This is a genomic window from Bradyrhizobium sp. CCGUVB4N, from assembly GCF_024199945.1.
Taxonomy (GTDB): Bacteria; Pseudomonadota; Alphaproteobacteria; order Rhizobiales; family Xanthobacteraceae; genus Bradyrhizobium.
The window spans coordinates 698,476-724,938 of the sequence record NZ_JANADP010000001.1 but is presented as its reverse complement, the minus strand read 5'-3'; the positions used below and the strand labels follow the sequence as shown (position 1 = coordinate 724,938).

25 protein-coding genes and 1 tRNA gene are annotated in these 26,463 nt (G+C 64.2%); 9 read left to right on the top strand and 17 right to left on the bottom strand.

What is annotated here, in order from left to right:
• Window positions 1-97: 97 nt before the first annotated feature.
• Together NLM31_RS03390 and NLM31_RS03385 are read right to left on the bottom strand one after the other, a co-directional pair.
• Window positions 98-2,104, bottom strand: a complete 2,007-nt coding sequence (locus NLM31_RS03390; RefSeq protein ID WP_254191459.1) for an SPFH domain-containing protein — start codon at window positions 2,102-2,104, stop codon at window positions 98-100.
• Between the two features lie 188 nt (window positions 2,105-2,292).
• Window positions 2,293-2,934, bottom strand: a complete 642-nt coding sequence (locus NLM31_RS03385; RefSeq protein ID WP_254191458.1) for an HD domain-containing protein — start codon at window positions 2,932-2,934, stop codon at window positions 2,293-2,295.
• A gap of 105 nt (window positions 2,935-3,039) precedes the next feature.
• Here NLM31_RS03385 and NLM31_RS03380 point away from each other — a divergent pair, with 105 nt between their 5' ends.
• Window positions 3,040-4,023 (top strand): GlxA family transcriptional regulator, encoded by a 984-nt coding sequence (locus NLM31_RS03380; protein WP_254191457.1) that lies wholly within the window; start codon window positions 3,040-3,042, stop codon window positions 4,021-4,023.
• Between the two features lie 24 nt (window positions 4,024-4,047).
• Here NLM31_RS03380 and NLM31_RS03375 read toward each other — a convergent pair.
• From NLM31_RS03375 to NLM31_RS03350, 6 genes are all read right to left on the bottom strand, one after another.
• Window positions 4,048-4,124: transfer RNA gene (locus NLM31_RS03375), tRNA-Arg, on the bottom strand.
• Window positions 4,125-4,219: 95 nt separating this feature from the next.
• Window positions 4,220-4,591 carry a dimethylsulfonioproprionate lyase family protein gene (locus NLM31_RS03370; RefSeq protein WP_254191456.1) on the bottom strand — a complete coding sequence of 124 codons (372 nt, stop codon included), beginning with the start codon at window positions 4,589-4,591 and terminating at the stop codon, window positions 4,220-4,222.
• Window positions 4,592-4,609: 18 nt separating this feature from the next.
• Window positions 4,610-5,467: a hypothetical protein gene (locus NLM31_RS03365; protein WP_254191455.1), complete on the bottom strand. Its 858-nt coding sequence runs from the start codon at window positions 5,465-5,467 to the stop codon at window positions 4,610-4,612.
• Window positions 5,468-5,560: 93 nt separating this feature from the next.
• Window positions 5,561-6,199: an RraA family protein gene (locus tag NLM31_RS03360; protein WP_254191454.1), complete on the bottom strand. Its 639-nt coding sequence runs from the start codon at window positions 6,197-6,199 to the stop codon at window positions 5,561-5,563.
• 24 nt (window positions 6,200-6,223) lie between these two features.
• The gene (locus NLM31_RS03355) at window positions 6,224-7,741 is read right to left on the bottom strand and encodes an AMP-binding protein (RefSeq protein WP_254191453.1); all 1,518 of its coding nucleotides are present in this window, start codon (window positions 7,739-7,741) and stop codon (window positions 6,224-6,226) included.
• 90 nt (window positions 7,742-7,831) lie between these two features.
• Entirely contained in the window at window positions 7,832-8,860 is a 1,029-nt protein-coding gene (locus NLM31_RS03350; RefSeq protein ID WP_254191452.1) for an alpha/beta hydrolase, read from the bottom strand.
• Window positions 8,861-9,069: 209 nt separating this feature from the next.
• Here NLM31_RS03350 and NLM31_RS03345 point away from each other — a divergent pair, with 209 nt between their 5' ends.
• Window positions 9,070-9,678 (top strand): hypothetical protein, encoded by a 609-nt coding sequence (locus NLM31_RS03345; RefSeq protein WP_254191451.1) that lies wholly within the window; start codon window positions 9,070-9,072, stop codon window positions 9,676-9,678.
• Between the two features lie 28 nt (window positions 9,679-9,706).
• Here the strand turns inward: NLM31_RS03345 and NLM31_RS03340 are convergent, their stop codons facing one another.
• Window positions 9,707-9,922 (bottom strand): hypothetical protein, encoded by a 216-nt coding sequence (locus NLM31_RS03340; protein WP_254191450.1) that lies wholly within the window; start codon window positions 9,920-9,922, stop codon window positions 9,707-9,709.
• Between the two features lie 18 nt (window positions 9,923-9,940).
• Window positions 9,941-10,948, bottom strand: coding sequence for a 2-dehydropantoate 2-reductase (locus tag NLM31_RS03335; RefSeq protein WP_254191449.1), 1,008 nt, complete (start codon window positions 10,946-10,948; stop codon window positions 9,941-9,943).
• Window positions 10,949-11,111: 163 nt separating this feature from the next.
• On the opposite strand from NLM31_RS03335, the gene NLM31_RS03330 reads away from it, so the two are divergent.
• Both NLM31_RS03330 and NLM31_RS03325 read left to right on the top strand, forming a co-directional pair.
• Window positions 11,112-11,708, top strand: a complete 597-nt coding sequence (locus NLM31_RS03330; RefSeq protein WP_254191448.1) for a YidB family protein — start codon at window positions 11,112-11,114, stop codon at window positions 11,706-11,708.
• A gap of 40 nt (window positions 11,709-11,748) precedes the next feature.
• Window positions 11,749-12,021 (top strand): GlsB/YeaQ/YmgE family stress response membrane protein, encoded by a 273-nt coding sequence (locus NLM31_RS03325; protein ID WP_194479162.1) that lies wholly within the window; start codon window positions 11,749-11,751, stop codon window positions 12,019-12,021.
• Between the two features lie 213 nt (window positions 12,022-12,234).
• Here the strand turns inward: NLM31_RS03325 and NLM31_RS03320 are convergent, their stop codons facing one another.
• Entirely contained in the window at window positions 12,235-13,020 is a 786-nt protein-coding gene (locus NLM31_RS03320) for an SDR family NAD(P)-dependent oxidoreductase (RefSeq protein WP_254191447.1), read from the bottom strand.
• A gap of 245 nt (window positions 13,021-13,265) precedes the next feature.
• On the opposite strand from NLM31_RS03320, the gene NLM31_RS03315 reads away from it, so the two are divergent.
• From NLM31_RS03315 to NLM31_RS03305, 3 genes are all read left to right on the top strand, one after another.
• Window positions 13,266-14,330 carry an acyl-CoA dehydrogenase family protein gene (locus NLM31_RS03315; protein WP_254191446.1) on the top strand — a complete coding sequence of 355 codons (1,065 nt, stop codon included), beginning with the start codon at window positions 13,266-13,268 and terminating at the stop codon, window positions 14,328-14,330.
• Window positions 14,331-14,345: 15 nt separating this feature from the next.
• Window positions 14,346-15,506, top strand: a complete 1,161-nt coding sequence (locus tag NLM31_RS03310; RefSeq protein ID WP_254127892.1) for an acyl-CoA dehydrogenase family protein — start codon at window positions 14,346-14,348, stop codon at window positions 15,504-15,506.
• A 184-nt stretch (window positions 15,507-15,690) separates the two neighbouring features.
• Window positions 15,691-16,509: an enoyl-CoA hydratase/isomerase family protein gene (locus NLM31_RS03305; protein ID WP_254191445.1), complete on the top strand. Its 819-nt coding sequence runs from the start codon at window positions 15,691-15,693 to the stop codon at window positions 16,507-16,509.
• A gap of 91 nt (window positions 16,510-16,600) precedes the next feature.
• Here the strand turns inward: NLM31_RS03305 and NLM31_RS03300 are convergent, their stop codons facing one another.
• From NLM31_RS03300 to NLM31_RS03285, 4 genes are all read right to left on the bottom strand, one after another.
• Window positions 16,601-18,715: an acetate--CoA ligase family protein gene (locus tag NLM31_RS03300; protein WP_254191444.1), complete on the bottom strand. Its 2,115-nt coding sequence runs from the start codon at window positions 18,713-18,715 to the stop codon at window positions 16,601-16,603.
• Window positions 18,716-18,882: 167 nt separating this feature from the next.
• Window positions 18,883-19,629, bottom strand: coding sequence for a hypothetical protein (locus NLM31_RS03295; RefSeq protein ID WP_254191443.1), 747 nt, complete (start codon window positions 19,627-19,629; stop codon window positions 18,883-18,885).
• A 2-nt stretch (window positions 19,630-19,631) separates the two neighbouring features.
• Window positions 19,632-20,420: an enoyl-CoA hydratase gene (locus NLM31_RS03290; protein ID WP_254191442.1), complete on the bottom strand. Its 789-nt coding sequence runs from the start codon at window positions 20,418-20,420 to the stop codon at window positions 19,632-19,634.
• Between the two features lie 134 nt (window positions 20,421-20,554).
• Entirely contained in the window at window positions 20,555-21,760 is a 1,206-nt protein-coding gene (locus NLM31_RS03285) for an ABC transporter substrate-binding protein (protein ID WP_254191441.1), read from the bottom strand.
• A 254-nt stretch (window positions 21,761-22,014) separates the two neighbouring features.
• Between NLM31_RS03285 and NLM31_RS03280 the strand changes: the two genes are divergently transcribed.
• On the top strand, window positions 22,015-22,866 hold the full coding sequence (locus tag NLM31_RS03280) for a thermonuclease family protein (RefSeq protein ID WP_254191440.1): 852 nt from the start codon (window positions 22,015-22,017) through the stop codon (window positions 22,864-22,866).
• A 132-nt stretch (window positions 22,867-22,998) separates the two neighbouring features.
• The gene (locus tag NLM31_RS03275; RefSeq protein ID WP_254191439.1) at window positions 22,999-24,390 is read left to right on the top strand and encodes a M48 family metalloprotease; all 1,392 of its coding nucleotides are present in this window, start codon (window positions 22,999-23,001) and stop codon (window positions 24,388-24,390) included.
• 124 nt (window positions 24,391-24,514) lie between these two features.
• Here the strand turns inward: NLM31_RS03275 and NLM31_RS03270 are convergent, their stop codons facing one another.
• Window positions 24,515-24,916: a cytochrome c family protein gene (locus NLM31_RS03270; RefSeq protein ID WP_254127886.1), complete on the bottom strand. Its 402-nt coding sequence runs from the start codon at window positions 24,914-24,916 to the stop codon at window positions 24,515-24,517.
• Between the two features lie 55 nt (window positions 24,917-24,971).
• The gene (locus NLM31_RS03265; RefSeq protein ID WP_254127885.1) at window positions 24,972-26,309 is read right to left on the bottom strand and encodes an MFS transporter; all 1,338 of its coding nucleotides are present in this window, start codon (window positions 26,307-26,309) and stop codon (window positions 24,972-24,974) included.
• Between the last annotated feature and the right edge of the window lie 154 nt (window positions 26,310-26,463).

Below are 26,463 nucleotides of genomic sequence, written 5' to 3'. Positions count from 1 at the left end.
AGCAACTTGGGCAAGCATGGACCGGGCTGGAAGGCGCGCTTCCAGCCCGGTCGCTTCTGTTAGCAATTTTCACGCCGTTCAAGCAAATCAACAGCGCTCAATGCCCGTTCGGCCTGCGCTCCGCGCGCGGCGCCTCTTCCTTCAGCCGCTCCAGCGCATCGGGCATCATGCGGCCGAACATCGAGCTCAGCATCGCGGTCGGGATCAGGCCCGCATTGTTGCTCTCCTGGCCTTGCGCGCCGGACATCAGGAATTGCGGCACCAGGGGCTGGTTGATCTTGGTCAGGGCTTCCGCGAACTTCGCAAAGTTCTGCTCGGCGAGCCTGAACTCCGGCCCGCCGTAAGCGTCGACCGAGAGCTTTGTCGACTGAGCGTTGGCCGTACCGACCGCAAGCACGCGATCGGCCTCGCCCTGGCCCTCGAGCCGTGACTGCTCGCCGACCGCGGCGGCGGTCACCTTTCGGGTCTCCGCGTCCTTTTGCGCGCGGGCGAACGCGGCAGCGCCCTCGTTCTCGTTCACCTTGATCTGGATCAGCGACTGCGTCAGCGCGGTCTGCGCCGCCGCGGTTGCCTTCGCTTCGTTGAGCGCGCGCTCCTGAACGGCGGCCTTCTCCTGCTCCTGGTAGGTCTCGATCTGCTCGCGCGCGATCTGGCGCGAGCGGAGCTGGATCAGGATGTTCTCGATGGTGTGGTCGCCGGCAGCGGCACGCGGCGTGCCGATCAGGACTTCCTGGAGGTCGAGCGAATAGCTCTCGAACTTCGCCTTCATCTGCGCCGCCGATTCCTCCTGAATTTGCGCCCTGTTCTGCAGCAGCTCGATCAAGGTCATCTTCTGCGCGATGTTCTTGAAGAACGCGCTGACCATCGGATCGAGCGTCTGCTCGACGAGCTTCTTCACGTCGCCGAAGCGCTGGATGATCATCGGCGCCTTCTTGTAGTCGATATGCATCACCACCGAGAGCGGCAGCGTCGGCTCGAACGCATCGCGGGTGATCAGCGAGATCTCCGACAGGTTCTCGTCCAGCTTCATCGCACCGACCTCGCCGCGCACCCATTTCAGGATGAAGTTGACGGTCGGGATGATCTCGATCTTGCCGGCATAGGTGTTGAACGCGTATTTGCCGGGCAGCAAAGGGTCCTTCCAGACACCGCGCCCGCCGTTCACGACCAGTTCGCCATGGCGATATTGCTCGCCCGACACGTCGTCGCTATGCGGGCCGGTGTAGAAGATGACGACGCCGACATTGCCGACCGGGATCACCGTTTTCGGCACGGCCTCGACGGTCGCGAACAGGCGGTTGATGTACCAGGTGCCCTCGACGATGACCTGGAGCTGCCGGCCACGGTAGCCGCCGGCCGCCAAGAACTTCTCGGGCTCCTGGAAATTGTTGTGAAAGATCTCGTCGTCGCGCAAGTCCGTGCCGACCTCGGGCGCGATGATCTCGCCCGACGGCAGCGACGGGCCGTCATGCACGGTGACCACGCCGACCAGATCATGATCGGCCGCGAGCACGACGGGCGCGAAGCCCCAGCGCTCGGCGATGGTGAGCTGCATGGCGTCGAGCACGCTACGCTCCTGCCCGCTGAGGGCATGACCGTAGACGCGTTCATCGGTGATGATCGCGAACTGCGTCGTGTTGATCGCATAGGTGCCTTCGCGCAGGATCTTGCGCTGCGGCCCCTTCTGGCCACCGCCGAGCAGGAAGCGCCGCACGTCCTGGAAATCCGACCTGTCCTCGGTGTCGTTGGCGCCGAGCACCTGCGATGGCTGAAGCGGCGCGCCGTCGCGCGCGAACACATAGGCGATCTTGCCCTGTCCGACCGTGACGAGATCCGATTTGTGGATCCGGTACATGAACGGAAAGAACACGTGCAGGCCGCCGCGCAGCACTTCAGGCTCGTAACCGGCCTCGCCGTTCAACGCGATGAAGCCTTCGTCGATCGACCCGGTCGTCGACCACAGCTTCTCGACGATGCCGACCTGATTATTCGGAATATAACGAAAGATATTGGCAATCCGCAGCAGGATCACGAGCGCGATCGCTGCCGCGGCCCAAAGCGCCGGCTGCATCAGCCAGGCGCCATCAAAACCATTGACGTTCATAGTTCATCTCCACAATTCGCAACTGGGCGGCCGTGTTAACCAAGGCCACACCCCAGAATTGCGGGAGCGGAGATGTGAATACGGCTCTCGCTTCGCAAGCACGATGGCGCGCAAAGCCGTGCCGATCTTTTTTTATTGGAGCCTTGACGCGCGGCAAAACCGCGAGAACCGCCGGCGGCGCAACTGACTCAGCCGTGCCAGTGCGAACCGCGGATGACGCTGCAGAAATTGCCGCGGTGGAAATGCGGCTCCTTGTCGGCGATGACGTCGGCCTTGACGTTGCCGAACGTCGTGTCCGGCTTGTGCTTGATGCCGTCGTAGAATGCCTGGATGATGTCTTCCTTGAAGTGCGGCGTGCGCGGAAACGCTCTCACCACTGTCTCGCGCTCGGCGTCGGAGTATTCCTTGTAGGTCAGTCCGAGCACGTCCATCTCGACGCCCGCCGTCACCAGCGCGACGACGGGATGCATGTGCTGCGGCACGCCCGGCGTGGTGTGCAGCGCGATCGCGGTCCAGACCGTGTAGGCATCGTGTTCGGAGATGCCGTGGCTGCGCAGGAAATCGCGCGCGGCGTGCGCGCCGTCGACCTCGAACCGCTCGTGCTTGCTGCCATGGCCCGGCATCAACCCGATGTCGTGAAACATGGCGCCGGCATAGAGCAGCTCGCGGTCGAACTTCAGCCCGCGGCGGATGCCGGCCAGCGCGCCGAAATGATAGACGCGGCTGGAATGGTTGAAGAGCAGATCCGTCTCGGTGTCGCGGATGTACTCGGTGATGGCGCGCGCCAGCTTGCTGTCGGGGATGGCGGCGGCTTCGGTGATCTCTTGCATGACGGTCTCCTGAAAATCCCAGCTCGACCGCAAGCTAGATCGGAGCTAGCTTGTCCTCAAATGACGTAACACGTCTAAAACAGACAAATACCGACCGAGCCGGACATGAGCGCGAAGCTGAAATCGAGAACTGTCGTGATCATTGCGCTGCCCGGGGTGCAGCTTCTCGACGTTGCCGGGCCTCTCGACGTTTTCGCCGAGGCGAACTTTCAGGCCGGGCACGAGGCCTATGCGCTGATGGTGGCGGGAGCAGAGCCGGGTCCGATCCGCAGCTCGTCAGGCGTGCGGCTGATGCCCGACCGCGTCATCGATCGCGGTTTCCAGGACAGCATCGACACCTTGTTGATCGCGGGATGCCCAAACGCCGCCGACGTGCCGGCGGACGGCGTCGTGATCGATTGGCTGCGCCGACGCGCTTCCAAGACCCGGCGCTTCGGGTCGGTATGCTCGGGCGCTTTCTTCCTTGCCGCGGCGGGGCTTCTCGACGGCCGACGGGTCACGACGCATTGGGCGGTCGCAGACCGGCTCGCCGAAAAATTCCCGTCAGTCAGCGTGGACAAGGACGCGATCTACGTCACCGACGGCAAGCTCCGCACGGCTGCCGGCGTGACCGCCGGGCTCGATCTCGCTCTCGCGCTCGTGGAGGAGGATCTCGGGCGCGAGATCGCGATGAAAGTCGCGAGCCAGCTCGTCATGTTCTTTAAACGCCCGGGTGGACAAATGCAGTTCACCCGCAAGGGCGAGACCGTCCCCGCCGGCCGCGCCGCGCTGCAGGAGCTGCAGCGCTGGGTCGCCGCCAATCCCGGACTGGATCACAGCGTCGCGAGCCTCGCGGCGCGCATGGACATCAGCCCGCGTCACTTTGCGCGGCTGTTCCGCGCCGAAGTCGGAATCACGCCCGCAACCTGGGTGGAGGAAGCCCGTGTGAATGCTGCGAGGCGCCTGCTGGAGCTTGGAAACGAAGCCCCCAAGCAAGTGGCCAAGCACTGCGGCTTTGCCGACGCGGATACGCTGCGCCGCGCCTTCGCCCGCCATGTCGGCGTGACGCCCGCCGAATTTCGCAAACGCTTTGCGCGGATCTCGGCTTGAAGTGATCTAAGAGGAGTAGGAGAATGGCGATCCCGGCATGACTCGAACATGCGACCTACGGTTTAGGAAACCGCCGCTCTATCCGGCTGAGCTACGGGACCGCGGAACCCACCGGTCAGGCGGGTTGCCTGGAGCTGTACATATCAAAGCGGGGGCCGGATCGGAAGCCCTTCGCTTGGCCGAATCCGTACACACTTCAGGTCGTCCCGAAACCCGACCCCGCCTTTTTGTATTCGGGCCGTGGTGGACTGAAAATATCGAGCACGCGGGCGCCGTCAGGGCCGGCGCGCATGGTGTGCGGCACATTGCCGGGTGTGCGCCAGAAGTCGCCCTTCTCAACGGCAATCTCCTCGCCGCCCTGGACACGGATCGCAGAGCCTTCGAGCAGCACGCCCCATTGCTCCTCGGCATGATGATGCAGCTTGCCTTGCGCATGCGGCGCCAGCGTCACCACCGACAACATCGCTTGCTCGCCGGAGAAGATGCGCGTGGTCACCCCTGCCGCCAGCTCGCGAAACAGCCCATCGGCGGCATTGTCGAGATTGTGGAATTCGTCCTTCTGGCTCACGGCGCTATCCCTTTATCTCTATTTAGCTGCAGACTGACGCACAGTGGCCAAGAGCTGGTCCTTGAACTCGCCCCTCAGGGTAACGAACAAGCTCGACCATTTGCGGCTCCGGAACTCGCAGCGGCCAAGCGGACAATAATCCTTATCATGATAGTCTCCGAAGACGATGCCGACCATCGTCATTCGGCGGCCCCACTGGCGAAACAGGGCGCTGCCTGATGCTCCGAATTCGAACTCGCAGTTTGTTTCAAAAGTCCGCCAATCCCTCGCGTCGCGGATTTGGCACTCTTGTATCGTCTTGTTGAACGGCCCGGCTTTGTCCATCTTACCGGTGGCTTCGATATCATAGCCCACGACCGCCAGAACACGCTCTCGCTCCACCAGAGTTTCGGGCTGCTCATAAATTTCGTAGGGCGTCACGTCGGCAGGAAATGCGAGCTTTGCGACGGCCCAATCGGCGCTGCCCTGTTTTGGCGCACTGTCGATGCAGGATCCCATCCATACGGCCGCCGACAAAGGAATGGTGCGCTTCTCCGCTCCCAAATAGTATTCGAATCTACATTTTTCAGGCGGCGTGTGGGGCTTGCAAACGTCCCGGAATGCGTGAGCAACCGTCGTGATCACGTCGCGCGCGCCAGTGACTTGAGCACTGCTGGCTCCGCCAGGGCATCGCAAGATTCCACTTGCCGCAAACCGCTTTCCAACTGCATCCACGGCAAGATCGTTTGCTTTTGCGTACGTCTCTTCCGTCATTCGACCGTAAGAAGTCGTCGACGCACCATCCGAAGCAAGAGTCCCAATCTCCGGTGGTCCTCCGGAGGTGAACAGAAGCAGAATCAAAACAGCAAGCAGGACGAATGCGTAACTCCGCAGCACTTGAAGTGATCTCCGCTAAAAGCGCGTTGGCGAGGAAAATATTTGGAAATAGCCTCCGACAGCGGCAACGGTCGGCAAATCATCTCGCGCAGATCACGACTTGCCGTAAGACCCCTGATAACGGCCCTCACGGATCGCCTTCAGCGTCTCGTCCTCGCGCTTGATCTGGGCGCGTACCGCCTCCAGCAGCGCCACCGCACCCGCGGTCGGAAACGACACCACGCCGTCCTCGTCGCCGACCACGATGTCGCCGGGCGAGATCACGCTGCCGCCGACCGTGACAGGCACGTTGATCTCACCGGGGCCATTCTTGTAGGGGCCGCGATGGATCACGGCACGGGCAAAGCAGGGGAAGTCGTCGCCGGCGAAGGCCGCGACATCGCGGATCGCGCCGTCGATCACGTAGCCTTCCGCCTTCCGCCACTGCGCGATGTTTTTCATGATCTCGCCGACGAGCGCCCGGGTCTCGTCGCCGCCGCCATCGACCACGATGACGTCGCCGGGACCGACCAGCTCGAGCGCGCGGTGAATGGCGAGATTGTCGCCGGGCCGGGTGCGCACCGTGAAGGCCGCGCCGATCAGCCTGCCGCTGCGATGATAGGGTTTGAGCCCGACCGCGCCCGGCAGCCGGCCGAGATTGTCTGAGATGATCGAGGTCGGCGCGTTCCAAAAGCCCTCGATGATATCGGCCGGCGGCTTCGACACGCTGTTCGCTGCGATGGTGATCGTCATAAAGCTCAGTCCTTCTGTGATGTCTTATTCGGCGTGCGCTCGCGCCTTCGCCGGCATGATACGGAAGGCGCGGCCCTCCTTCATCCACGCCGCGCGCTCGTCGCGCAGCAATGTGCGGCGAACCTTTCCGGAATCGTCGCGCGGCGGCGTGCTGACGATCTCGAAACTCTCGGGATGCTTGTAGCGGCTGAGCCTGTCCTTCAGGAAGTCCGCCATGCCGTCCGCGATCGCCTGGCCATCGGCATTCGCCTCCGGCTCGATGATGGCGTGCACGCGCTGACCCAGTTCCGGATCCGGCAAGCCCACCACGACGCAGGAGCGGACGCCGGGACATTCGGAGACGGCGGCCTCGACCTCGGCGGGATAGATGTTGGCGCCACCGCGCAGCACCATGTCGGCGAGGCGGTCGCCGAGATAGAGATAGCCTTCGGCATCCAGCCTGCCGATATCGCCGAGCGATTCCCAGCCGTCGGCGCGACGCTTCGGCTCGGCGCCGAGATAGTGATAGGTGGCATCCTTGCCGTCATTGTTGAGGAAGTAGATCTCGCCGGTCTCACCTAGCGCGACGTCGTTGCCGTCCTCGCCGATGATGCGGAGCTTCGCCGTCTCGCCGATCTTGCCGACCGAGCCCTTGTGCGTCAGCCACTCCGTGCCGGAGATGATGCAGGCACCCTGCCGCTCGGTGCCGCCATAGAGCTCCCAGACCCGTTCCGGCCCGAGCCACGCGATCCAGTTCTCCTTGAGCCAGGGCGGCATGGGCGCCGCCATGTGGAAGACGGTCTGCAGGCTCGACACGTCGAAAGCGTTGCGAACGTTCTCCGGCAGCGCCCAGATCCGGTGCATCATGGTCGGAACGAAATTGACCCATTGCACGCGCTCGCGTTCGATCTGCCGCAGCGTCTCCTCGGCGTCGAACTTGACGAGGCCGGTGAGCTTGCCGCCGTAGAACAGCGCATAATGCGACACGATGAACGGCGCATTGTGATAAAGCGGGCCCGGATTCAGCAGCGAGGCGCCGAAAGGCATGTTGAGCGGCGGCGGTGCGGCCGTGTCGACGACCGCGGGATTGTGATCGAGGATCACCTTGGGGCGGCCGGTCGAGCCGCCTGAGGTCATGGCCTTCCAGTAGCGCGCCACCGGCGGGTCGATCGGCGCGTCGGAAAAACCTTCCGGCACGAAATCCGCCGGCAGGCGATTTTGCGCATTCCAGTCGGCCTCGCCGCCGACCACCAGCGCCGGCCGGAGGATCTCGAGCACGGCTGCGGCTTCACCGCGCGGCAGCCGCCACGACAGCGAGGTCGGCGTCGCACCGCATTTCCACACGGCAAACGTGGTCTCGAAGAACGCGTTGCCGTTGGGCAATCCGATCGCGACGAAATCACCGGGCTTGACGCCCTTCGCCGCAAATGCCCGCGCGCGCCGGTTGGCACCGCGCTCGAGCTGGTCCCATGTCAGTCGATCCTGCCCATGCTGGACGGCGATGCTGCCTTCGGGTTTGCGTTGCGCATACCAGCGCGGCACATCGGACAGGGGCAGTAGCATCAGGCGTTTCCACTTCGTCTTCTTGGCGGCGCCTCAGGATGAGACGCTCACGGCGCGAAGTGTAACAGCCGGGGCCGGACCTTCAAGGCATCAACGCTCCGCACCGCAGCCCGGAATATCGAACAGCGCCGCGAGGCCGCATTTCGAAGTCAGCATCTTGTCGCCGTCGTGGCCGACGCCGGCGACGTCCCATACCCTGTGATTGGGCGTGCCGTGGTCGCGCTTCGCCATCACGCCCACATAGTTGTGGCCACGCGCGTAGCGATACGGGCCCTGGGCCTTCGCCATGCAGCTCTTGTCGAGCGCAGGATGCTCCGGATTGGTATCGAGCGTACCGAGCAGATAGATCACCTCGCGTTCGACATAGCGCTGCTCGAGCGCAACCGGCATCGCGTCGGCCAGATAGGGCGGACGCGCGTCCATGCCGTATTTCCAGTTGTTGTAACCCGGGCAGGATGCGGCGATCTTCGGCTCAGGCCGTTCGCTGTTGAAATAGGCATAGGAGGAAGGATTGGCGACGACATAGCGCACGTCGATGTGCTGGCGCGACAGAGCCACCTCGCCCTTGCCGGCAATCGCGTAGCGCTGCGCGACCTGGCCGCCGCCGGAATGACCGGCCACCACGACCTGCTTCAAATTCGGGAATATACGCCGGTCGGAAAGCTTGGCGAGGATCGCGTCGAGTGCCTCGAAGGAGGACACCGGGTTCGGCGCCAGTGCGGCATCGCCACCCTCCCACCCTTCCAGCGACCAGCGCAGCGTGTCCGCGGACAGCTTGTGGGCTTCGATATCGATCTCGGCCAGGAACTGCGGCACGATCATCAGCGCGCTCTGGCCATCGCCGCCAGCCGCGAGCTGCGCGGTATGAGCCGACATATAATAGTCGTCGGCATTGCGCAGGCGTCCATGCAGCACGATGATGGCGCGGGAAATTGCCGGCAGCGGCATCGACCAGTCGCTGGAGAGATAGAGCGGCAGCATGCCCTGGCCGCCGACCGAGAGCCGCGCATCGGCAACGACCTTCACCGGCTTGCGATTGGGCGCATCCTCGTCCGCGGCAAACGCTCGATCGCAAATCAAAACCAATGCGACAGCGGCGATGCAGGCCAGCACTCTCATGACCGACTTTCCCCTTTGGATTCAAACCGATAAAATTCTAAACGCATCCAGTGCCGTGCGGCTGTGACTCCCGCGCCACGTCAAGCAAAAAATGTCAGCAACCCAGCCATGATTTTCCGGGGTTCCACGGGTGACAAGGCGTCGATAATGGAGCAAAAATCAGGCCCGACTCAGGTTGGGTTGAGTTTCGCAGGGAATGCTCTCGTAAAATGTTGTTCGTGTTTGCATCGCGTCGTGCGGCGCCGCTTCTCGTTGCCGCAGCAGGAGTTTTTCTGCTGACGTCGTCGCATGCCCACGCGCAATGGTGGAAGCGCGCACCGGTTGACTTCGAGGAATGCGCCGACGCTGCCGAAAAAGCCCCGACCAAGGCCGAGAAGACCTCGGCGCTCGCAGACTGCAACGCCAAGTTCGCGGGCCGGCGCAAGGCGGGCGGCGGCTACACGTATTACGACTTCCTGCAGGATCGCACCTTCGACATCGCCGGGCCGAACCCGACGCCGGACGAGCAGAAGAAGATCGACGAATCCTACACCGCCTATCTCGCCGATCAGCGCCGCAGCAATGAAGCGGCCCATGCCACGGCACGGCAGCAGCGCGAGCAGCAGGAACAACAGGTGCAGCAGCTTCAGCAGGTCGCACTGCGAACCGAGGTCGAGCGGGTGCCGGTGCCCGTGGAACGGCCGAAGGCGCTGCGCCAGAAGGGCACGCCCTGCACCAAGGGGTCGTTCTCCTGCGAATGGCCGCGGCTGTCGGAGAGCCTGAACGATATCAAGAAGCTGTTCAGCCCGACGCCGAGCAAGCCGGCGAAGAAGGGATAAAGTTGCGGCGACAGTGGAGTTTGTTGCCTCAGTTCGGCAGCTTCTTCTTGCTCTTCTTGGGTGTCGTCACGGGCGGCGTAGCCGGTTCCGGAGCCGTCTGTGAATTGCTCAACGCCTTGCGGCTCTCCTGCAAGCGCGCATCGTAGCCGGGAGAGTTCGTGACGGTCGGTGGCCGGGCGCAGGCCAGCGTCGACGCGCCGCACAGCGCGGCCAGCGCGAGCCCGATCATCAAACAACGCTTCATCCCGCTCCTCCCTCGCGCTCAAGCCGCGCCGCGGATCTGCTGCGGCGAAAGCCCCGGCGGGCCCTTCCCGGCCGTCTCCGCCTGCTTGATCAGCGCAACAATGCGGCGCATCAGCGGCGCATCGACATTGTTCTGCTCCGCCAACGCAATGACCGCGCCCTGGAGATAGTCGATCTCGGTCTTGCGGCCCTGCTTCAAATCCTGCCACATCGAGGAGCGTGCCTCGGGATCGATCTTCATCGTCCGCCCCAGGATCGCGTTGAAGATCATGTCGGGCAATCTCAGCAGGGTCGGCGTCCAGTTCGACGGGATTGGCGTTGCCGAGGCCGGCGTGATGCCGGCGGCCTTCAGCGCGGTCAGACCTTCCGCCATCTGGTCGGCGAACAGTCTTCGCCAGTCGCGGTTCGCCAGTTGCGCGGCGAGCGGCATGTCGGACAGCGCGCTGAGCGCGTTGTTCAGATTGATGATCAGCTTGCCCCATTGCACGCCGGCGATATCGCGGCTGGCGCGCAGATTGAGCCCCGGCACCGAGAGCGCCGCAGCCGTGTTGTCGGCATCTTCGCCGACAGTGATGTCGCCGGAGGTCGAACGGTGGAAACGCCCCTCACCCATTGCGACCACATTGAAAGGCACCATGCCGGCGAGCGCGCGCCGGCCGCCGAGCCGCTCCTGCAGCACCGCGACATTGCCGACGCCGTTCTGCAACGACACGATGACGGCATCCCGAGGCGCGTGCCGCGCGATCTGGTCCGCGACATCGGCCGTGTCGGCGCTCTTGACCGTGACCAGCACGATGCCGGCGCTGTGGAAGATGGAAGGATCCTCCGACAGCGCGAGCCGGCCCGCATCCAGCTTCGTCTCGGCGCCGTCGAAATCCGTCAGCCGCAGGCCAAACCGCTCGATCTCGGTCTTCACCCGCGGCCGCACCAGCAGTGCGACCCGACGGCCGGCAGCCGCCAGCTGGCCTCCGACAAAACAGCCGATGGCGCCGGCGCCGGCCACCACGATCGGTCGATCCGTAACCACCAGACCTTGCTCCCCTTAACGACCGGCCTTCGATAGCAGAGGTAGAGCGGCATGCCCATCACGACGCATCCGCCTTGTAACCGTCATGAGAGCCCCATATGTTTTTGCTCCGGGGGCAGTCAGCGGCGAGAGCTCGCCGAACGAGACGCCAAAGGAGAGCACCATGGGTCTACTCGACGTCCTCAACGGCATGCAGAACGGTCCCCGCGGCCCGAGCACCCCGAGCTCAGAGCAATCGTCCGGCGGCATGTCGCCGATGACGATGGCAATCCTCGGCCTGCTCGCCTGGAAGGCATTCAAGCATATCACCGCAGGCCAGCCGGGCGCCGCGCCGCAATCGGCGCCGACACCTGTCCCTCCCCCGGTGAACGCGGGCCCGGGCGGCAGCCTCGGTAGCGCGCTTGGTGGCGGTGGCGGCCTCGGTGATGTCCTCAAGGGCGGCCTCGGCGGCCTGCTCGCGGGTGGTGCGGCGGGCTCCGTGCTCAGCGGCGGCCTCGGCGATCTCCTCAACCAGCTCCAGCAGGGTGGCCACGGCGAGACCGCGAGCACCTGGGTCGGCAAGGGCGAGAACAAGGCCATCAGCCCCGGCGATCTCGCCAACGCACTCGGCGCCGACCAGATCCAGAGCCTGTCGGCCCAGAGCGGCCTGTCGCGCGACGACCTGCTCTCCGGCCTCAGCCAATATCTGCCGCAGGTGGTCGATCATCTGACGCCGGATGGACGGCTGCCGACCGAGAACGAGATCTCGGGACGAATTTAATCGAAGTTGGATCTACGCATTCGGCAAGGGGAGCACTGACATGAGCATGGGCGGCCTGTTGTGGATCATCGTGGTCGGCTTCGTCGCCGGCCTCATCGCGCGTTTTCTGGCACCGGGACCGAACAACCCGAGCGGCTTCATCCTCACCACCATCCTCGGCATCGTCGGTGCGTTTCTGGCGACCTTCGTCGGCCAGGCCATCGGCCATTACAGCCCGGACCAAGGCGCGGGCTTCATCATGGCCACGATCGGCGCGGTGGTGGTGCTGTTCATCTGGCACCGCCTGGTCGCGAGCGGCGTGATCAAGGGGTAGTCACGGCCGCTTTGCGCTTCGCCTATCAACAAATTCGGTGTCGTCCCGGCGAAGGCCGGGACCCATAGCCACCGAACTTGGTTTGGCGAAGATTGGTAGTTGCCGACTTCGCGCCATAACCACGCCCTGTGGTTATGGGTCCCGCCCCCCCGTGCGCAATTGCGCACTAGGCCGGGACGACGGCTATGTTTGCCGCGCGAGCGAAGCGCGACTTCACGTAATTAAATGCATCCCTGCGTCCATGCGCACGACCTCGCCGGTCATGTTGCTGGAGGCCGGCATCGCCAGGAAGCAGACGAGCTGCGCGATGTCCTCGGCAGAAGATGCGACCTTGAGCGGCACCTTCGCGATCACGCTGTCGCGCACCTGCTTTGCCTGTTCCTCGCCGCGGCCCTTGGTGAACCAGGGCGTGTCGATATAGCCCGGGCATACCGTGTTGACGCGGATCAAGGGCGCCAGCGCGCGCGACAGCGACAGCGTCATGGTGTTCAGCGCGCCCTTGCTCGCAGCATACGCAATCGACGAGCCGACGCCGCTGATGCCGGCGACGGAGGAGATGTTGACCACGGCGGATGGGCGCCCCGACGCGCTTGCACCGGCCTCGAGCAGGCTGCGCGCAGCGCGCACCATCTGGAACGGGCCGATCGTGTTGACGGCATAAAGCCGCTGGAAATCTTCCGCCGAGAGCCCGTCGAGATTGCCGTGGGCAACATGCTTGGTGGTGCCGGCATTGTTGACGAGAATGTCCAGCTTGCCCCAGCCGCTCGCGGCCGCAACGATCCTGCGGCAATCGTCATCCTTCGAGACGTCGCCCTGCGCGACCAGCACTTCGGCAGCGCCCGCCTTGCGGCAGAGCTCCGCCGTGGCCTCGGCTTCGGTCTTGCTCGACGAATAGTTGATGACGAGCCGCGCCCCGCTCCGCGCGAGAATTTCTGCGGTCGCAGCGCCAAGCCCGGATGCGGACCCCGTCACGATTGCGCACAAACTGTCCTTGGCCATCCGGATTTCCTTCCCCGTGATTGAATGTGGCGCCTTGTTTAGCGAGTTTGCCGCGCCCTGCAAATCGAGCAAACTCCGCTAAGCGGAATTAGCATTTTTTGATCCTCGCCCCCATGCCGGCGATGCAGATGGGCCTGCGATCAACGCTTGTCAGGGCCATGGCTTTTTCGGATCATCGGGCGCAAGAAGAGATCGCGCGCCGCCCCTCGGGCAGGATGCGCCAATGGCAAAACACGGGGAACGCTGTGGCGGAGAGTGACAATATCGTCGTCGAGACCGCGGAGAAGATCTTCGCCGATCTCGCCGATCCGCAGACCATCAACAACGACAAGAAGAATTCGTGGCAGGCGCCGCTGTGGCAGGCGCTGAGCGATGCCGGCTTGCCGTTGGCCTGGGTGCCCGACGATCTCGGCGGCTCTGGCGCGAGCCTCGCCGATGGTTTTGCCTTGTTGAACGCTGCCGGTCGCTTCGCCGTCGCGGTTCCCCTGGCCGAGACCATGCTCGCGGGCTGGCTGTTGGCGCAGGCGAAGATCGCTTCGCCCGAAGGCGAGATGACGGTGCTGCCGGCCTCGCCGAAGGATCGCATCACGATTGATGCCGACGGCTCACTCTCCGGCCGCGCCCGCGGCGTGCCCTTTGCCAAGGCGGCCAAGCATTTTGCGGTGCTCGCGCATGGCAAGGACGGCGTCTCGATCGCGCTGGTCGATGCCGGCAAGGCCCGCATCGAATCCGGGCTCAATCTCGGCTACGACCACAGCGATGCCGTAACGCTCGACAAGGTGCAGCCTGTCACCATCAAGGTTGCGCCTGATGGCGTTGACCAGACCAATCTGATGCTGATGGGCGGCGTCGCGCGCAGCCTCCAGATCGCCGGTGCGCTGGAATCCATGCTCGACATCTCCGTGCGCTACTCCAACGAGCGCGTCGCCTTCGAGAAGAAGATCTCGAAATTCCAGGCGGTGCAGCACAATCTCGCACGCCTCGCGGGCGAATCCGCCGCCGCGCTGGCAGCCGCAACCTCGGCCGCCGACGCCATCGCAAACGCCACTTCCTTCAATGATGAGGTCTACCTCGAAGCCGCCTCGGCGAAGATTCGCTGCGCGGAAGCCGCGGAAAAGGGCGGCGGCATCGCGCATCAGGTCCACGGTGCGATCGGCTTCACCATCGAGCACATCCTGCACCGCTACTCGCTGCGGGCGCTGGCCTGGCGTGACGATTTCGGCTCCGAAAGCCACTGGGCCGTCGAGCTCGGCAAGCTCGTCGCGTCCAGAGGCGCCGATGAATTGTGGCCACTCGTGGCGTCGCGCTAACAGGGAACGAAACACATGACCGCTGCTCTTCGTTTCGATCCGATCCGCCTGCCCGAGAAGTGCGAGCAACTGCGCAAGGAAGTGCGAGCCTTCCTCGCCGAAGAGATCGCTGCCGGCACCTTCGATCCGCACAAGCCCAATCGCGAAGACACCGACGCGCCGGAATTTTCCCGCCGGGTCGGCGCCAAGGGCTGGCTCGGCATGACCTGGCCGAAGAAATATGGCGGCCAGGAGCGCTCCTTCCTCGAGCGCTATGTGGTCACCGAGGAGATGCGCGTCGCCAACGCACCGACGCGGCGGTTCTTCGTCGCCGATCGCCAGAGCGGGCCCGTGTTGATCAAATACGCGCCCGAGCACATCAAGATGGATATCCTGCCGCGCATCTGCCGCGGCGAGATCTGCTTTGCGATCGGCATGAGCGAGCCGAACTCCGGCTCCGACCTGTTCGCGGCCAAGACGCGCGCGACCAAGACCGATGGCGGCTATCTCATCAACGGCACCAAGATCTGGACCTCATCGGCCCACATCGCCGACTACATGATCGCGATTTTCCGGACCTCGCCGCCGACCAAGGAAAACCGTCGTCACGGCCTGACGCAGTTCCTGGTCAAGATGAAGCAACCGGGCATCAAGGTGAACCCGATCGGCCAGATCACCGGCCAGTACGAGTTCAACGAGGTCGTCTTCACCGACTTCTTCGTGCCCGAGGATCACGTGCTCGGCGAGGTCGACGGCGCCTGGAAGCAGGCGACGTCAGAGCTCGCCTATGAGCGCTCAGGCCCCGAGCGTTTTCTCGAGACCTATTACGTGCTGACCGAGCTGGTCCGCGCGGTCGGCCCCAATCCGGATACGCGCAGCGCCGAAGGCATCGGCCGGCTGGTGGCGCAGCTCCACACCATGCGCCGCATGTCGGTCTCGGTGGCCGGCATGCTGCAGGCCGGCAAGGAGCCGGTGGTGGAAGCGTCCATCGTCAAGGACATCGGCACGGTCTGGGAGCAGCAGCTCCCGCATCGCGTGCGCGATCTTGCGGCCTTCGTCGAGGAGACCGCGACCAACCGCGAGACGCTGGAGCGGCAGCTCGACTTCGCGATCAAGACCGCACCGAAACTCACCATCCAGGGCGGCACCACCGAAGTGCTGCGCGGCATCATCGCCCGCGGACTTGGTCTGCGCTAGATGGGATCGAAACCCTGGCGTCGGGCTCCGTTCACCTCTCCCATGGGGAGAGGTCGGCGCGTAGCGCCGGGTGAGGGGTTAGGGTCGCACGATAGAGTTGATCCCCTCACCCGATTTGCTGGCGCAAATCGACCTCTCCCTATGGGAGAGGTGGTTCTTCGCTACTGAGATATTGGAGACAAGAATGAGCACCTACAAAGATATCGGCGTCGAGAAAGTCGGGCACGTCGGCACCATCGAGATCCGCAGGCCGCCGCTCAACTTCTTCGACATCTCGCTGATCAACCAGATCGCGGACGCACTCGACGAGTTCGATCGCGACATCGAGATCCGCGCCTCCGTTCTCTCGGCGCAAGGCAAGGCGTTCTGCGCCGGTGCCAATTTCGGCGATCCGGCGCGGCAGGCGCAGGAAGCGCAAGAAGCCGAGAAAAAGGCCAAGGGCGATCCCGCCGACAATCTCGGCCCCATCAACCATCTCTACATCCAGGCCGTGCGCATCTTCCGCGCCAAGAAGCCGATCGTCGCGGCCGTGCAGGGCGCCGCCATCGGCGGCGGCCTCGGGCTTGCCGTATCGGCCGACTTCCGCGTCACCTGCCCCGAAGCGCGTTTCTCCGCGAACTTCACCAAGCTGGGCTTCCATCCCGGCTTCGGCCTGACGACGACGCTGCCCGAGCTGATCGGCAAGAACAACGCCGAGCTGATGTTCTACACCAGCCGCCGCGTCACCGGCGAGGAAGCGTACAAGTGGGGCCTCGCCAACGAGCTGGTGCCACAGGACCAGGTGAAATCAGCCGCGATGAAGCTCGCCGGCGAGATCGCCGAATGCTCCCCGCTCGGCCTGCTCTCCACCCGCGCCACGATGCGCGCCGGCCTCGCCGATCGCGTCATGGCCGCGACCAACCACGAGCTCGCCGAACAAACCCGCCTGCGCGCGACCGAGGACTTCAAGGAAGGCGTGAAGGCCACGGAAGAGCGGCGCGTCGCGAATTTCAGGGGACGGTGACTGCGGCGGCGTTCGCCATATCACTCTGGCGTTACCACATTCTCCCATGTCGTCCCGGCGAAAGCCGGGACGACAGTGTGGATTTGACGCGCTACTTCCGCCCCACCACCAGCGCATCGACGATCGTCACACCCTGCCCTTCCGGATGCACAAGCACCGGATTGAGCTCGATCTCCGCGATCTCTCCGGCATGCCGCGCGGCAAGCACTGAGACATCCGCGATCAGCTGCGCCAGCGCCGCGACATCCGCCTTTGCCGCTCCACGAAATCCGTTCAGCAGCGGCGCAGCCTTCAGACTTGCCAGCATCGCGCCGGCTTCCTCAGCACTCACCGGTGCGGGGCGATAGACGACGTCGCGAAACAGCTCGGTGGTGATCCCGCCGAGGCCCACCATCATCATCGGGCCAAACGTCTTGTCCGTCATCGTGCCGACGATAATCTCGACACCTCTCTTCGCCATCGGCCCGACCAGCACGCCCTGAATGGCCGCCTCCGGCCGATGCTTGCGGGCATTGTTGACCAGCGCCTCGAACGCCAGAAACACTTCACCCTTGGTGCTGATATTGACGCGCACGCCGCCGACTTCGCTCTTGTGCGGAATGTCGGGCGACTGGATCTTCATCACCAGCGGAAGGCCGACGCGGGCGACCGCCGCATCCAGCTCGCTCTTCTCTTTGACCAGCACCTCATCCGGCAGCGTAATGCCGGCGGCTCGGAGCAATGCCTTGCTGTCTGCTTCGGACAAAACCGGCGACGTCAGGTGCGCCGAGAGATCGCGCGCCGGCAGCCGCACCTCGTCGGCGGCCCTCGGCAGGCTGAACTTCGCGTAGTCGACGATCCGCCGCATCGCAACGCCGACATGGGTGAGGCCAGACAGGACCACAACGCCCGACTTCGCCATCTCGCGCCGCGCGAAGTCGGACGGTACCGTATAGGAATAGAACACCACGGGCTTGTGCTGCACGGCCAGAACCGGTGTCAGCTCCGGCTCCTTGAAGGGCTTGCGCACGTCGCTCGACAGCGACAGCACGACCAGGATCGCATCGACTTCTTCGGACACCGTGAGCAGATCGACGCTCTTCTGCAGGCCGCCTGAGGTCACGCCCTGCGCGGTGACATCGATCGGGTTGCGTGCGGTGCCGTAGGACGGCATCAGCTTGCCGATCTCCGCTTGAATGGGCACGGACAGTTCCGGCACCTGCAAGCCTTGCAGCGCAACCGCATCTGCGCCCCAGATACCGGCGCCGCCCGACGTCGTAACCACGGCGACGCGATCGCCTTTCGGCAGCGGATTGCTCACGAGCAAAGCCGCGATCGTCAGCGCCTCGTCGAGATCATTGGAGACGATGAAGCCGTATTTCGCGAACACCGCGTCATAGGCCGCCGACCAGCCGGCCATGCTCGCGGTGTGCGAGGCTGCCGCCCGCTCGCCCGCACCGGAGCGGCCGACTTTGGTGACGATGACCGGCTTCTTCAACTCCGCCGCGCGCCGCGCGGCCGCGAGGAATTTGTCGACGTCGCGGATGCCCTCGATGAACAGCAGGATCACATCGGTTGCGGTGTCCTGCACCATGTAGTCCAAGAATTCACCGGCGCCGAGATCGGATTCATTGCCGGCGCTGACGACGTAGCTCGTCGAGATCCCGAGCGCCTTGGCGCGGTGATAATAGGCAAAGCCGATGCCGCCGCTCTGCGCGACGATGCCAATCCGCTTCGTCGTGGCGACCAGCGGCACCACACCTGGCTTGACGTCTACGGCCGGACTGAACGTCGCCGCCACGCGCTGCACATGGCTGAAAAAGCCCTCGGCGTTTGGGCCGGATATCCGCATGCCGGTGCGCTTGGCCAGCGCTGCGATCGCGTCCTGCATGGCCGCGCTGTCGCCGCCCTCCTCGGCGAAGCCGGACGAGATGATGACGGCGTTCTTGACGCCGGCAGCCGCGCATTGTTCGAGCGCCGGCAACACGGCACGAGCAGGGATGATGACGACGGCTAGATCGATCGGTGCACCGATCTCCGCGATCGATTTGTGGCAGGCGAGCCCATCGATCTCGGCGTAGTTCGGGTTCACCGGATAGATCTTTCCCGAATACTCGTTCTTGCGCAGCATCGCGAGCAATCGGCCGGGGATTTTTTCGTGGTCGCGCGATGCGCCGATCAGCGCGATGCTTGCGGGGGCGAAGAAGCTGTCGAGCGGATGCGGCATATTGAACCCTTGCTCTTATATTGCTCCGTCATCCTGAGGTGCGAGACACGTGGCGCAACGCGGCACGTGCGGAGCCTCGAAGGGTGAACGGCTCCGCCGGTGGCCGTCGCCCTTCGAGGCTCGCCGAAGAGGCGAGCACCTCAGGGTGACGGATCACGACCAACCAATCAACTCACCCGGAACGTCACCCCACCCAGCAGGAACTCATTTCCGGCTACCGCCAACCCCTTCGCCTTGGCGGAGTGCAGCACCTGGGCCACGTCGGCCACCTGAAACTCCAGCGCGCTCATGATCTCGCTCGCCCCCTTCACGAAGCGGAACGTCGCATTGGGCAGCTTCAGCTCAGGGCCATCAGCCGCGACCCCGATGATCTTGCCCCAATGCGTCGCCAATCCCTTCGGGTCCGGGCTCTGCATCTCGACGGCCGTCAGCGCCTGCGTCACATCCTTGCGGATGAAGCTTTGCCAATCCGGTCCCGCGGGCGGGTACGCGCCAAGAATGTCGTCACTGCCTGCGGTGTGGTTGAACTCGATGAAAGCGGCGCGGCAGTCGCGGGGGTGGAGCTGCACCCCGTGATAGGGCGCATGGTCGATGACGTTGGCGGTGCGCACGCCGAGCGCATTGGCGTAGCGGCCGCGCTCGTCCGGATCGTTGCAGCAGAAGATCGCCATATAGCCACCGCGGCCGCCGGTCTTCTCGATGAAGCGGCCGGCGGTGGTCCCGCCCTTGAAGGGCGCGACGACCTCCAGCATGATCGTGTCGACCGGAAGCAGCGCATTCTCCAGGCCGTATTTGGCAACATTGCCGTCGCGGTAGCAGACGGCGAGGCCCATGATCTCGGCGATATCGGAGATGACAGGTGCGAGCTGCGGCGCGACCAGACAAATCTGCCGCAGCCGCATATAGGGCGCCATCGTCATGCGCCCCTGAAGGCCGGCTTGCGCTTCTCGACGAAAGCCTTCGCGGCCTCCTTGTGATCCTCGGTATCGCTGCAGCGGGTGTGATGGATGGCTTCGCCGTCGAAGCAATCTTCCAGCGGCAAGTGTTCGGCATTGTTGATGTTGCGCTTGATGTAGCCGAGTGCAATCGACGGCCCCTGCGCCAGCGACAACGCGAGTTCATGCGCGGCCGCATCGATCTCGGCGTCGGGCACAACCCTGGTCACCATGCCGATCGCATGCGCCTCCTTCGCGGTCAGCACCGGCGAGGTCAGGTAAAGCTCGCGCGCCCGCGCGCTACCGAGCAGCTGGGTGAGAAAATAGGTGCCGCCATAATCGCCGGAGAAGCCGACCTTGGCGAAGGCCGTCGTGATCTTGCAGGACTCGCTGGCAACGCGCAGGTCGCACGACAGCGCCATCGAAAGGCCGGCACCGGCCGCCGCACCATCGAGCTGCGCCACCACGGGTTTTGGCATCTGATGCAGGATGCGCGAGACCTCCATGCCGCGGCGGAGGTTCGCCATCTTCACTTCGAACGGCAGCGGCGCGCGGCCCGCCGCCATCGACTTGACGTCGCCGCCAACACAGAACGAGCCGCCCGCCCCCTTGAACAGCACGGCCCGCACTTCGGGATCGTCGGCCGCGCGCCGCGCCGCCTCGACCAATCCTGCGACCATCTCGGGATTGAGCGCGTTCTTTCGCTCGGGACGGTTCATGGTGATGGTGAGCAGTCCGCCTTCGAGCTTCTGCAGGACCATGTCGTTCATGGGACGTCTCCCTTGTTGTTGTTTTGCTTGTCCATAACCACGCCGTCATTGCGAGGAGCGAAGCGACGAAGCAATCCAGATTATCTCTGCGGAAACATTCCTGGATTGCTTCGCTTCGCTCGCAATGACGATCTTTATTTCTTCACCAGCGGGCAGCGCGACTGCTCCAGCGACTGGAACGCCTCGCTGCCGGGCACGGTGGCGACGAGCTTGTAGTCGTCCCAGCGGCCCTTGGACTCCGACGGCTTCTTGACCTCGAACAGGTACATGTCGTGGATCATGCGACCATCCTCACGGATCTTGCCGTTCTTGGCGAAGAAGTCGTTGATCGGCGTGTCCTTCATCACCTTGATGACCGCAGCCGCATCGGTCGTGCCGGCCGCCTTCACCGCCTTCAGATAGTGCATGACGGAGGAATAGACGCCGGCTTGCGCCGAGGTCGGCATCCGTTTGGTCCGCTCCATGAAGCGCTTCGACCACGCGCGGGTGTCGTCGTTGAGATCCCAATAGAAGGCTTCAGCCAGCAGCAGGCCCTGCGCGGTCTCGAGACCGATCGAGTCGATATCGGAGACGAAAGCGAGCAGCGGCGAGACCTTCTGGCCGCCCTTGGTGATGCCGAACTCGGCCGCCTGCTTGATTGCGTTGACGGTATCACCGCCAGCATTGGCGAGCCCGATCACCTTGGCTTTCGAGGCCTGCGCCTGCAACAGGAACGACGAAAAGTCCGACGTGTTGAGCGGATGACGCACGCCGCCGAGCACCTTGCCACCGGTCTTCGTCACGACCGCGCTGGTGTCTTTCTCCAGGTCCTGGCCGAAGGCATAGTCGGCGGTGAGGAAGAACCAGGTGTCGAGGCCCGACTTCACGGCCGCAAGGCCGGTCACGTTGGCCTGGCCGTAGGTGTCGAACACGTAGTGGATGGTGTAGGGGCCGCAGGCTTCATTGGTGAGACGGATCGAGCCCGGGCCGTTGAACATGATGATCTTGTTGCGTGCCTTCGCGATCTCGCCGGCGGCAAGTGCGGTCGCGGACGCCGCGACGTCGTAGATCATTTCGACGCCCTGATTGTCGAGCATGTCGCGGGCGAGGTTGGCGGACAGGTCGGCTTTGTTGAGATGGTCGGCCGCGATCACCTGGATCTTGCGCCCCAGCACCTCGCCGCCGAAATCTTCCACCGCCATCTTGGCTGCGGTCTCGCTGCCGGGGCCGGTGATGTCGGCATAGAGGCTCGACATGTCGAGGATGCCGCCGATCTTCAGGGGTGGCTTGTCCTGGGCCTGCGCAGCATTCGCGCTGAGAGCCAACGCGGCAGCAAAAATGCCCGACAAAACATGCTTCATCGAAAAACCTCCCTTGATCGCCTGGCTCTGAATGGCGGCTTGATTATTGCTCTTGGCAAACGCTGTTGCCGCAATCATGCCGCATGCGCAAGAGCCCAGCAAGCGCAGGTGCGAAGAGGCCGCATGTTCTGTCCGCGATTTCCGCAAAGCGGAATGGTGTGTTGCGGACAAATATATTTACGTCATTGCGATCGCAGCGAAGCAATCCAGACTGTCTCCGCGAAAAGATTCTGGATTGCTTCGCGGCGCTCGCAATGACGGAGTGTGAGGAAGCCCTTTCGCGCCACACCGCGCTTGAGTTAAAATCGGTTCGTAACGCAACCTCTCCGGGTCTCGTGGCGCAACGGCTTCACCTCATCGTCGTATTTGTTCTCGCCGCGGGTCGCACCGCCTTCGCCGCGCCGTGCCAATTCGAGGCACAGGGCGAAGGTCGCGTTGCCGCCGTCGTCGACGCGCGCAGCATCCGCCTCGACGATGGTCGCGAAGTTCGCCTCGCCGGAATCGAACCCACCGCATCGACCAGGCAAGCGCTGACCTCGTTGCTCGTCGGCCGCGACGTGGCACTGCGCAGCGCGGACGACACACCCGACCGCTATGGCCGCCAGGGCGCGCTGGTGTTCGTCGCCGAAAGCGACACCTCGGTGCAGGCCATGCTGCTCGCCCAGGGCGACGCCCTGGTTTCGGCGGAGATCGCGGACAAAGCGTGCGCCGCCGCCCTGATGTCGTCAGAGGCCGAGGCGAGGCGCCAAAAAAAGGGCAACTGGGCTGACCCGTCGGCCATAAAAAACGCGGAAAGTCCGGACGATATTTTGGCCGGGATCGGGCGCTTTATGGTGGTCGAGGGCAAAGTCCTGTCAGTCCGGCAAGCTGGGGCAACGACCTACCTCAACTTCGGACGGAACTGGACACACGGCTTTGCTGTGACTATTTCAAAGCGCGCGCTGCCGGCGTTTGAGGGCGCCGGAATTCCCCTTAAGTCTCTGGAAAATCGACGTGTTCGTGTCCGAGGCTGGGTTGAGGGGACTGTGGGGCCGCGTATCGACGTACGTCTCTTGGGACAGGTTGAATTGCTGGGCGCAAGCGAGCCTATTGGGGTAAGGCCTTAAAGGGCCGGGCACGGGTTAAACGACGTGAATGGGGTGCTAGAACGGCACGGACGAGGTGATGGCCGCCGCCTGCGGGCTGCGCCGGCCGCGCTTTGCCTTGTGCTCGGCACCGCGCTTGCCGGTTGCGGGGACATGAACCGGTTCCAGACCGCGGCGGCGCCGCCGACGGTGGCGATGCCGAAACCCAAGCCGGCCGTCGCGCAGACCCCCGCCACCGAAAAGGAGCACGAGCGCATCCTGGCGAGCTACGGCGGCACCTATGACGACCCCAGGCTGGAATCACTGGTCAGCAAGACCGTCGACCGGCTGGTCGCGGCGTCCGATCGCCCCGATCAGGGCTACAAGGTCACCATTCTCAATTCCGGCGCAGTGAACGCCTTCGCGCTGCCGAACGGCCAACTCTATGTCACCCGCGGGTTGCTCGCGCTGGCCAGTGACACCTCCGAATTGTCCTCCGTGCTCAGCCACGAGATGGCGCATGTGCTGTCGAAGCACGCCGCGATGCGCGAGGACCAGGCCCGCCAGGCCGCGATCGTCACCCGTGTCGTGACCGACATGAGCAACGATCCTGATCTCACCGCGCTCGCGCTCGCCAAGACCAAGCTCACCATGGCGAGCTTCTCGCGCAATCAGGAATTCGAGGCCGACGGCATCGGCGTCGGCATCTCCGCCAAGGCGCATTTCGACCCGTATGGCGCCGCTCGCTTTCTCTCCGCGATGGAGCGCAATGCCGAGCTGAAGGCCGGCAAAAGCTCGCTCGATCCGCGCGCGCAGGATTTCACCTCGTCGCATCCGGCCACGCCCGAGCGTGTGCAGAATGCGCAGACCATCGCGCGGCAATACGTTGCCCCGGAAGGCGGCGAGCGCGACCGCGAGAGCTATCTCGCCGCGATCGACAACCTCGTCTTTGGCGAGGACCCGAGCGAAGGCTTTGTCCGCGGCCGTCGCTTCCTGCATCCCAAACTCGGCTTCACCTTCCAGGCGCCGGACAATTTCACGCTCGACAACACCGCGCAGGCGGTAATCGGCGTGCGCGAGGGCGGCTCGCAGGCGATGCGCTTCGACGTCGTGCGTGTGCCCGCCGAGCAGTCGCTCGGCGACTACCTCAATTCCGGCTGGATGGAAGGCGTCGAGAAGGCCTCCACCGAGGACATCACGATCAACGGTTTTCCGGCCGCGTCCGCCGCCGCCAAGGGCGACCAGTGGTCGTTCAAGGTCTATGCGCTGCGCTTCGGCAGCGACGTCTATCGCTTCATCTTCGCCACGCGGCAGAAGTCGACCGAGAGCGAGCGCAATGCGCGCGAGACCGTCAATTCGTTCCGCCGCCTGACCCTCGAGGAGATCCAGGCTGCGCGTCCGCTGCGCATCAAGGTCATCACCGTCCAGCCCGGCGACACCGTGGAATCGCTGTCCCACCGCATGGCCGGCGTCGATCATCCCGCCGAACGATTTCGTGTGCTGAACGGCCTCGATCGTACCGCGCAGGTGAGGGTGCGTGACCGCGTGAAGATCGTGACGGACTGACGAAACGACTGGTGCCGTAGGGTGGGCAAAGCGGAGCGTGCCCACCATCCATAAATAATGGAAACGGGTCGTGGGCACGGCGCTTACGCGCCTCTGCCCACTCTACGAGACCTGCTCTTCCGCCCTATCGCGCCTTTTCCTTCAAATACGCGATGATGTCGGCACGATCCTGCGCGTCCGGGACATCGAAAAACATCTTGGTCTCCGGCACCATGGCCTGTGGTCCGGTCAGCCATTTGTCGAGATTTTCCTCGGTCCAGACGATCCCCGAGTTCTTCAGATCGGGCGAGTAATCGTAGCCGGGTACGCTGCCCGCCTTGCGCCCGACCACGCCCTTGTGCATCGGCCCGACGCCGTTCTCGGCGATCGAGTGGCAGTCGGCGCAGCCCTTGTAGAGCGTCTGGCCGCGCGCGACGTTGCCGGTCGCGCCGGCGGGGCCGGCTGCGCATAGCAGCGCGATCGCGATCGCAGCGAGAGCCGGGCTTGTCGTGCTTCGCGGGAGGACGGAATTCGACCGGACGTTCATGTGATCTCCTGTTTGCGGCAGCAAACAGGATCGTCCGGCCCGAGTTTTATTCCCGTCAGTTCGAGGTTTCGCCCGCGTCCATGTCGCCGACCTCGCGCTGGCCGCTGAGCCAGAGCGCGAGCAGGGTCCAGAACGCGCCGGAGAGCAGATAGGCACCCGAGGCGATGACGCCGAGATTGGTGGCGAGCAGCAGCGCGACCAGCGGAGCGAAGCCGGCGCCAAACAGCCAGGCCATGTCCGATGTCAGCGCGGACGCCGTGTAGCGATACATCTGCTTGAAGTTCGAGGCGATCGCGCCCGAGGACTGGCCGAAGGAGAGGCCGAGCAGGATGAAGCCGATCACCATGTAGATGGTCTCACCGAACGCGCCGGCATCGAGCAGCTGCGGGGCGAAGCCGCTGTAGATTGCGATCGCGATCGCCGACCCCATCAGCAGCGATTTGCGGCCGACCCGGTCGGCGATGACGCCGGAGGCCACGATCGCGGCGACGCCGAACACGGCGGCGACGATCTCGATGATCAGGAAGCGCACCGGGCTTTCGCGAGTGAACAGGAACACCCAGGACAACGGAAACACCGTGACCATGTGGAACAGCGCGAAGCTTGCCAGCGGCGCGAACGCACCGAGCATGATGTTGTGGCCTTCGCGCGCAACCGTGTCGGAGATGCGCGAGGGCTGCAGTTCGCGGGTCTCGAACAGCGATGCATATTCCTCGGTCGTCACCATGCGGAGGCGCGCGAACAGCGCCACGACGTTGATGGCGAAGGCCACGAAGAACGGATAGCGCCAGCCCCAGTCGAAGAAATCGTCAGCCGAGAGGTTACCGGCGAAATAGGCGAACAGCGCACTCGCCACGATCAGCCCGAGCGGCGCGCCGAGCTGCGGCACCATCGCGTACCAGCCGCGCTTGGAGGCCGGTGCGTTCAGCGCCAGCAGCGAGGCCATGCCGTCCCAGGCACCACCCCACGCCAGACCCTGCGCGATACGAGCCAGCGCCAGCAGCCAGATCGCCGCAACGCCGATGTCGTGATAGCCGGGCAGGAACGCGAGCGCCACGGTGGCGGTGCCGAGCAGGAACAGCGCCGAGACCAGCTTGGCCGTCTTGCCGTACTCCCGGTCGACCGTCATGAAGATGACGGTTCCGATCGGCCGGGCGATGAAGGCCAGCGCGAAAATCATGAAGGAATAGAGGGTGCCGGTCAGTTCGCTCGTGAACGGGAACACCAGGCGCGGAAACACGATCACCGAGGCGATCGCGTAGACGAAGAAGTCGAAGAATTCCGAGGTGCGGCCGATGATGACGCCGATGGCGATCTCGCCGGGACTGGCCAGGTCGTGGCCGTGCTCGCCCGAGTGGAGGTCTGCCATTGCGGGGGTCTGTGCCGTCGCCATGCGTGCGCCCTTAACGTCCTGAAAACCAAAGCCGACCGCCCGGCGGGGCGCCGGACAATCCGGCCCTGTTTGGCGCAACATTCCGCACTGCAACATTGGACAAATTGTCCAATGTCCGGATTGTTGCGCCGCAGCTACCCATTGGCCCCGCAAA

Coding starts and splice junctions, on each gene's coding strand:
- NLM31_RS03270 (WP_254127886.1), bottom strand. CDS start 24,916: ATGAACGTCCGGTCGAATTCCGTCCTCCCGCGAAGCACGACAAGCCCG.
- NLM31_RS03265 (WP_254127885.1), bottom strand. CDS start 26,309: ATGGCGACGGCACAGACCCCCGCAATGGCAGACCTCCACTCGGGCGAG.
- NLM31_RS03330 (WP_254191448.1), top strand. CDS start 11,112: ATGGGTCTACTCGACGTCCTCAACGGCATGCAGAACGGTCCCCGCGGC.
- NLM31_RS03310 (WP_254127892.1), top strand. CDS start 14,346: ATGACCGCTGCTCTTCGTTTCGATCCGATCCGCCTGCCCGAGAAGTGC.
- NLM31_RS03380 (WP_254191457.1), top strand. CDS start 3,040: ATGAGCGCGAAGCTGAAATCGAGAACTGTCGTGATCATTGCGCTGCCC.
- NLM31_RS03300 (WP_254191444.1), bottom strand. CDS start 18,715: ATGCCGCATCCGCTCGACAGCTTCTTCGCCCCCGCAAGCATCGCGCTG.
- NLM31_RS03345 (WP_254191451.1), top strand. CDS start 9,070: ATGTTGTTCGTGTTTGCATCGCGTCGTGCGGCGCCGCTTCTCGTTGCC.
- NLM31_RS03280 (WP_254191440.1), top strand. CDS start 22,015: ATGACGGAGTGTGAGGAAGCCCTTTCGCGCCACACCGCGCTTGAGTTA.
- NLM31_RS03385 (WP_254191458.1), bottom strand. CDS start 2,934: ATGCAAGAGATCACCGAAGCCGCCGCCATCCCCGACAGCAAGCTGGCG.
- NLM31_RS03295 (WP_254191443.1), bottom strand. CDS start 19,629: ATGGCGCCCTATATGCGGCTGCGGCAGATTTGTCTGGTCGCGCCGCAG.
- NLM31_RS03360 (WP_254191454.1), bottom strand. CDS start 6,199: ATGACGATCACCATCGCAGCGAACAGCGTGTCGAAGCCGCCGGCCGAT.
- NLM31_RS03285 (WP_254191441.1), bottom strand. CDS start 21,760: ATGAAGCATGTTTTGTCGGGCATTTTTGCTGCCGCGTTGGCTCTCAGC.
- NLM31_RS03290 (WP_254191442.1), bottom strand. CDS start 20,420: ATGAACGACATGGTCCTGCAGAAGCTCGAAGGCGGACTGCTCACCATC.
- NLM31_RS03350 (WP_254191452.1), bottom strand. CDS start 8,860: ATGAGAGTGCTGGCCTGCATCGCCGCTGTCGCATTGGTTTTGATTTGC.
- NLM31_RS03340 (WP_254191450.1), bottom strand. CDS start 9,922: ATGAAGCGTTGTTTGATGATCGGGCTCGCGCTGGCCGCGCTGTGCGGC.
- NLM31_RS03390 (WP_254191459.1), bottom strand. CDS start 2,104: ATGAACGTCAATGGTTTTGATGGCGCCTGGCTGATGCAGCCGGCGCTT.
- NLM31_RS03320 (WP_254191447.1), bottom strand. CDS start 13,020: ATGGCCAAGGACAGTTTGTGCGCAATCGTGACGGGGTCCGCATCCGGG.
- NLM31_RS03305 (WP_254191445.1), top strand. CDS start 15,691: ATGAGCACCTACAAAGATATCGGCGTCGAGAAAGTCGGGCACGTCGGC.
- NLM31_RS03355 (WP_254191453.1), bottom strand. CDS start 7,741: ATGCTACTGCCCCTGTCCGATGTGCCGCGCTGGTATGCGCAACGCAAA.
- NLM31_RS03275 (WP_254191439.1), top strand. CDS start 22,999: ATGAACCGGTTCCAGACCGCGGCGGCGCCGCCGACGGTGGCGATGCCG.
- NLM31_RS03325 (WP_194479162.1), top strand. CDS start 11,749: ATGAGCATGGGCGGCCTGTTGTGGATCATCGTGGTCGGCTTCGTCGCC.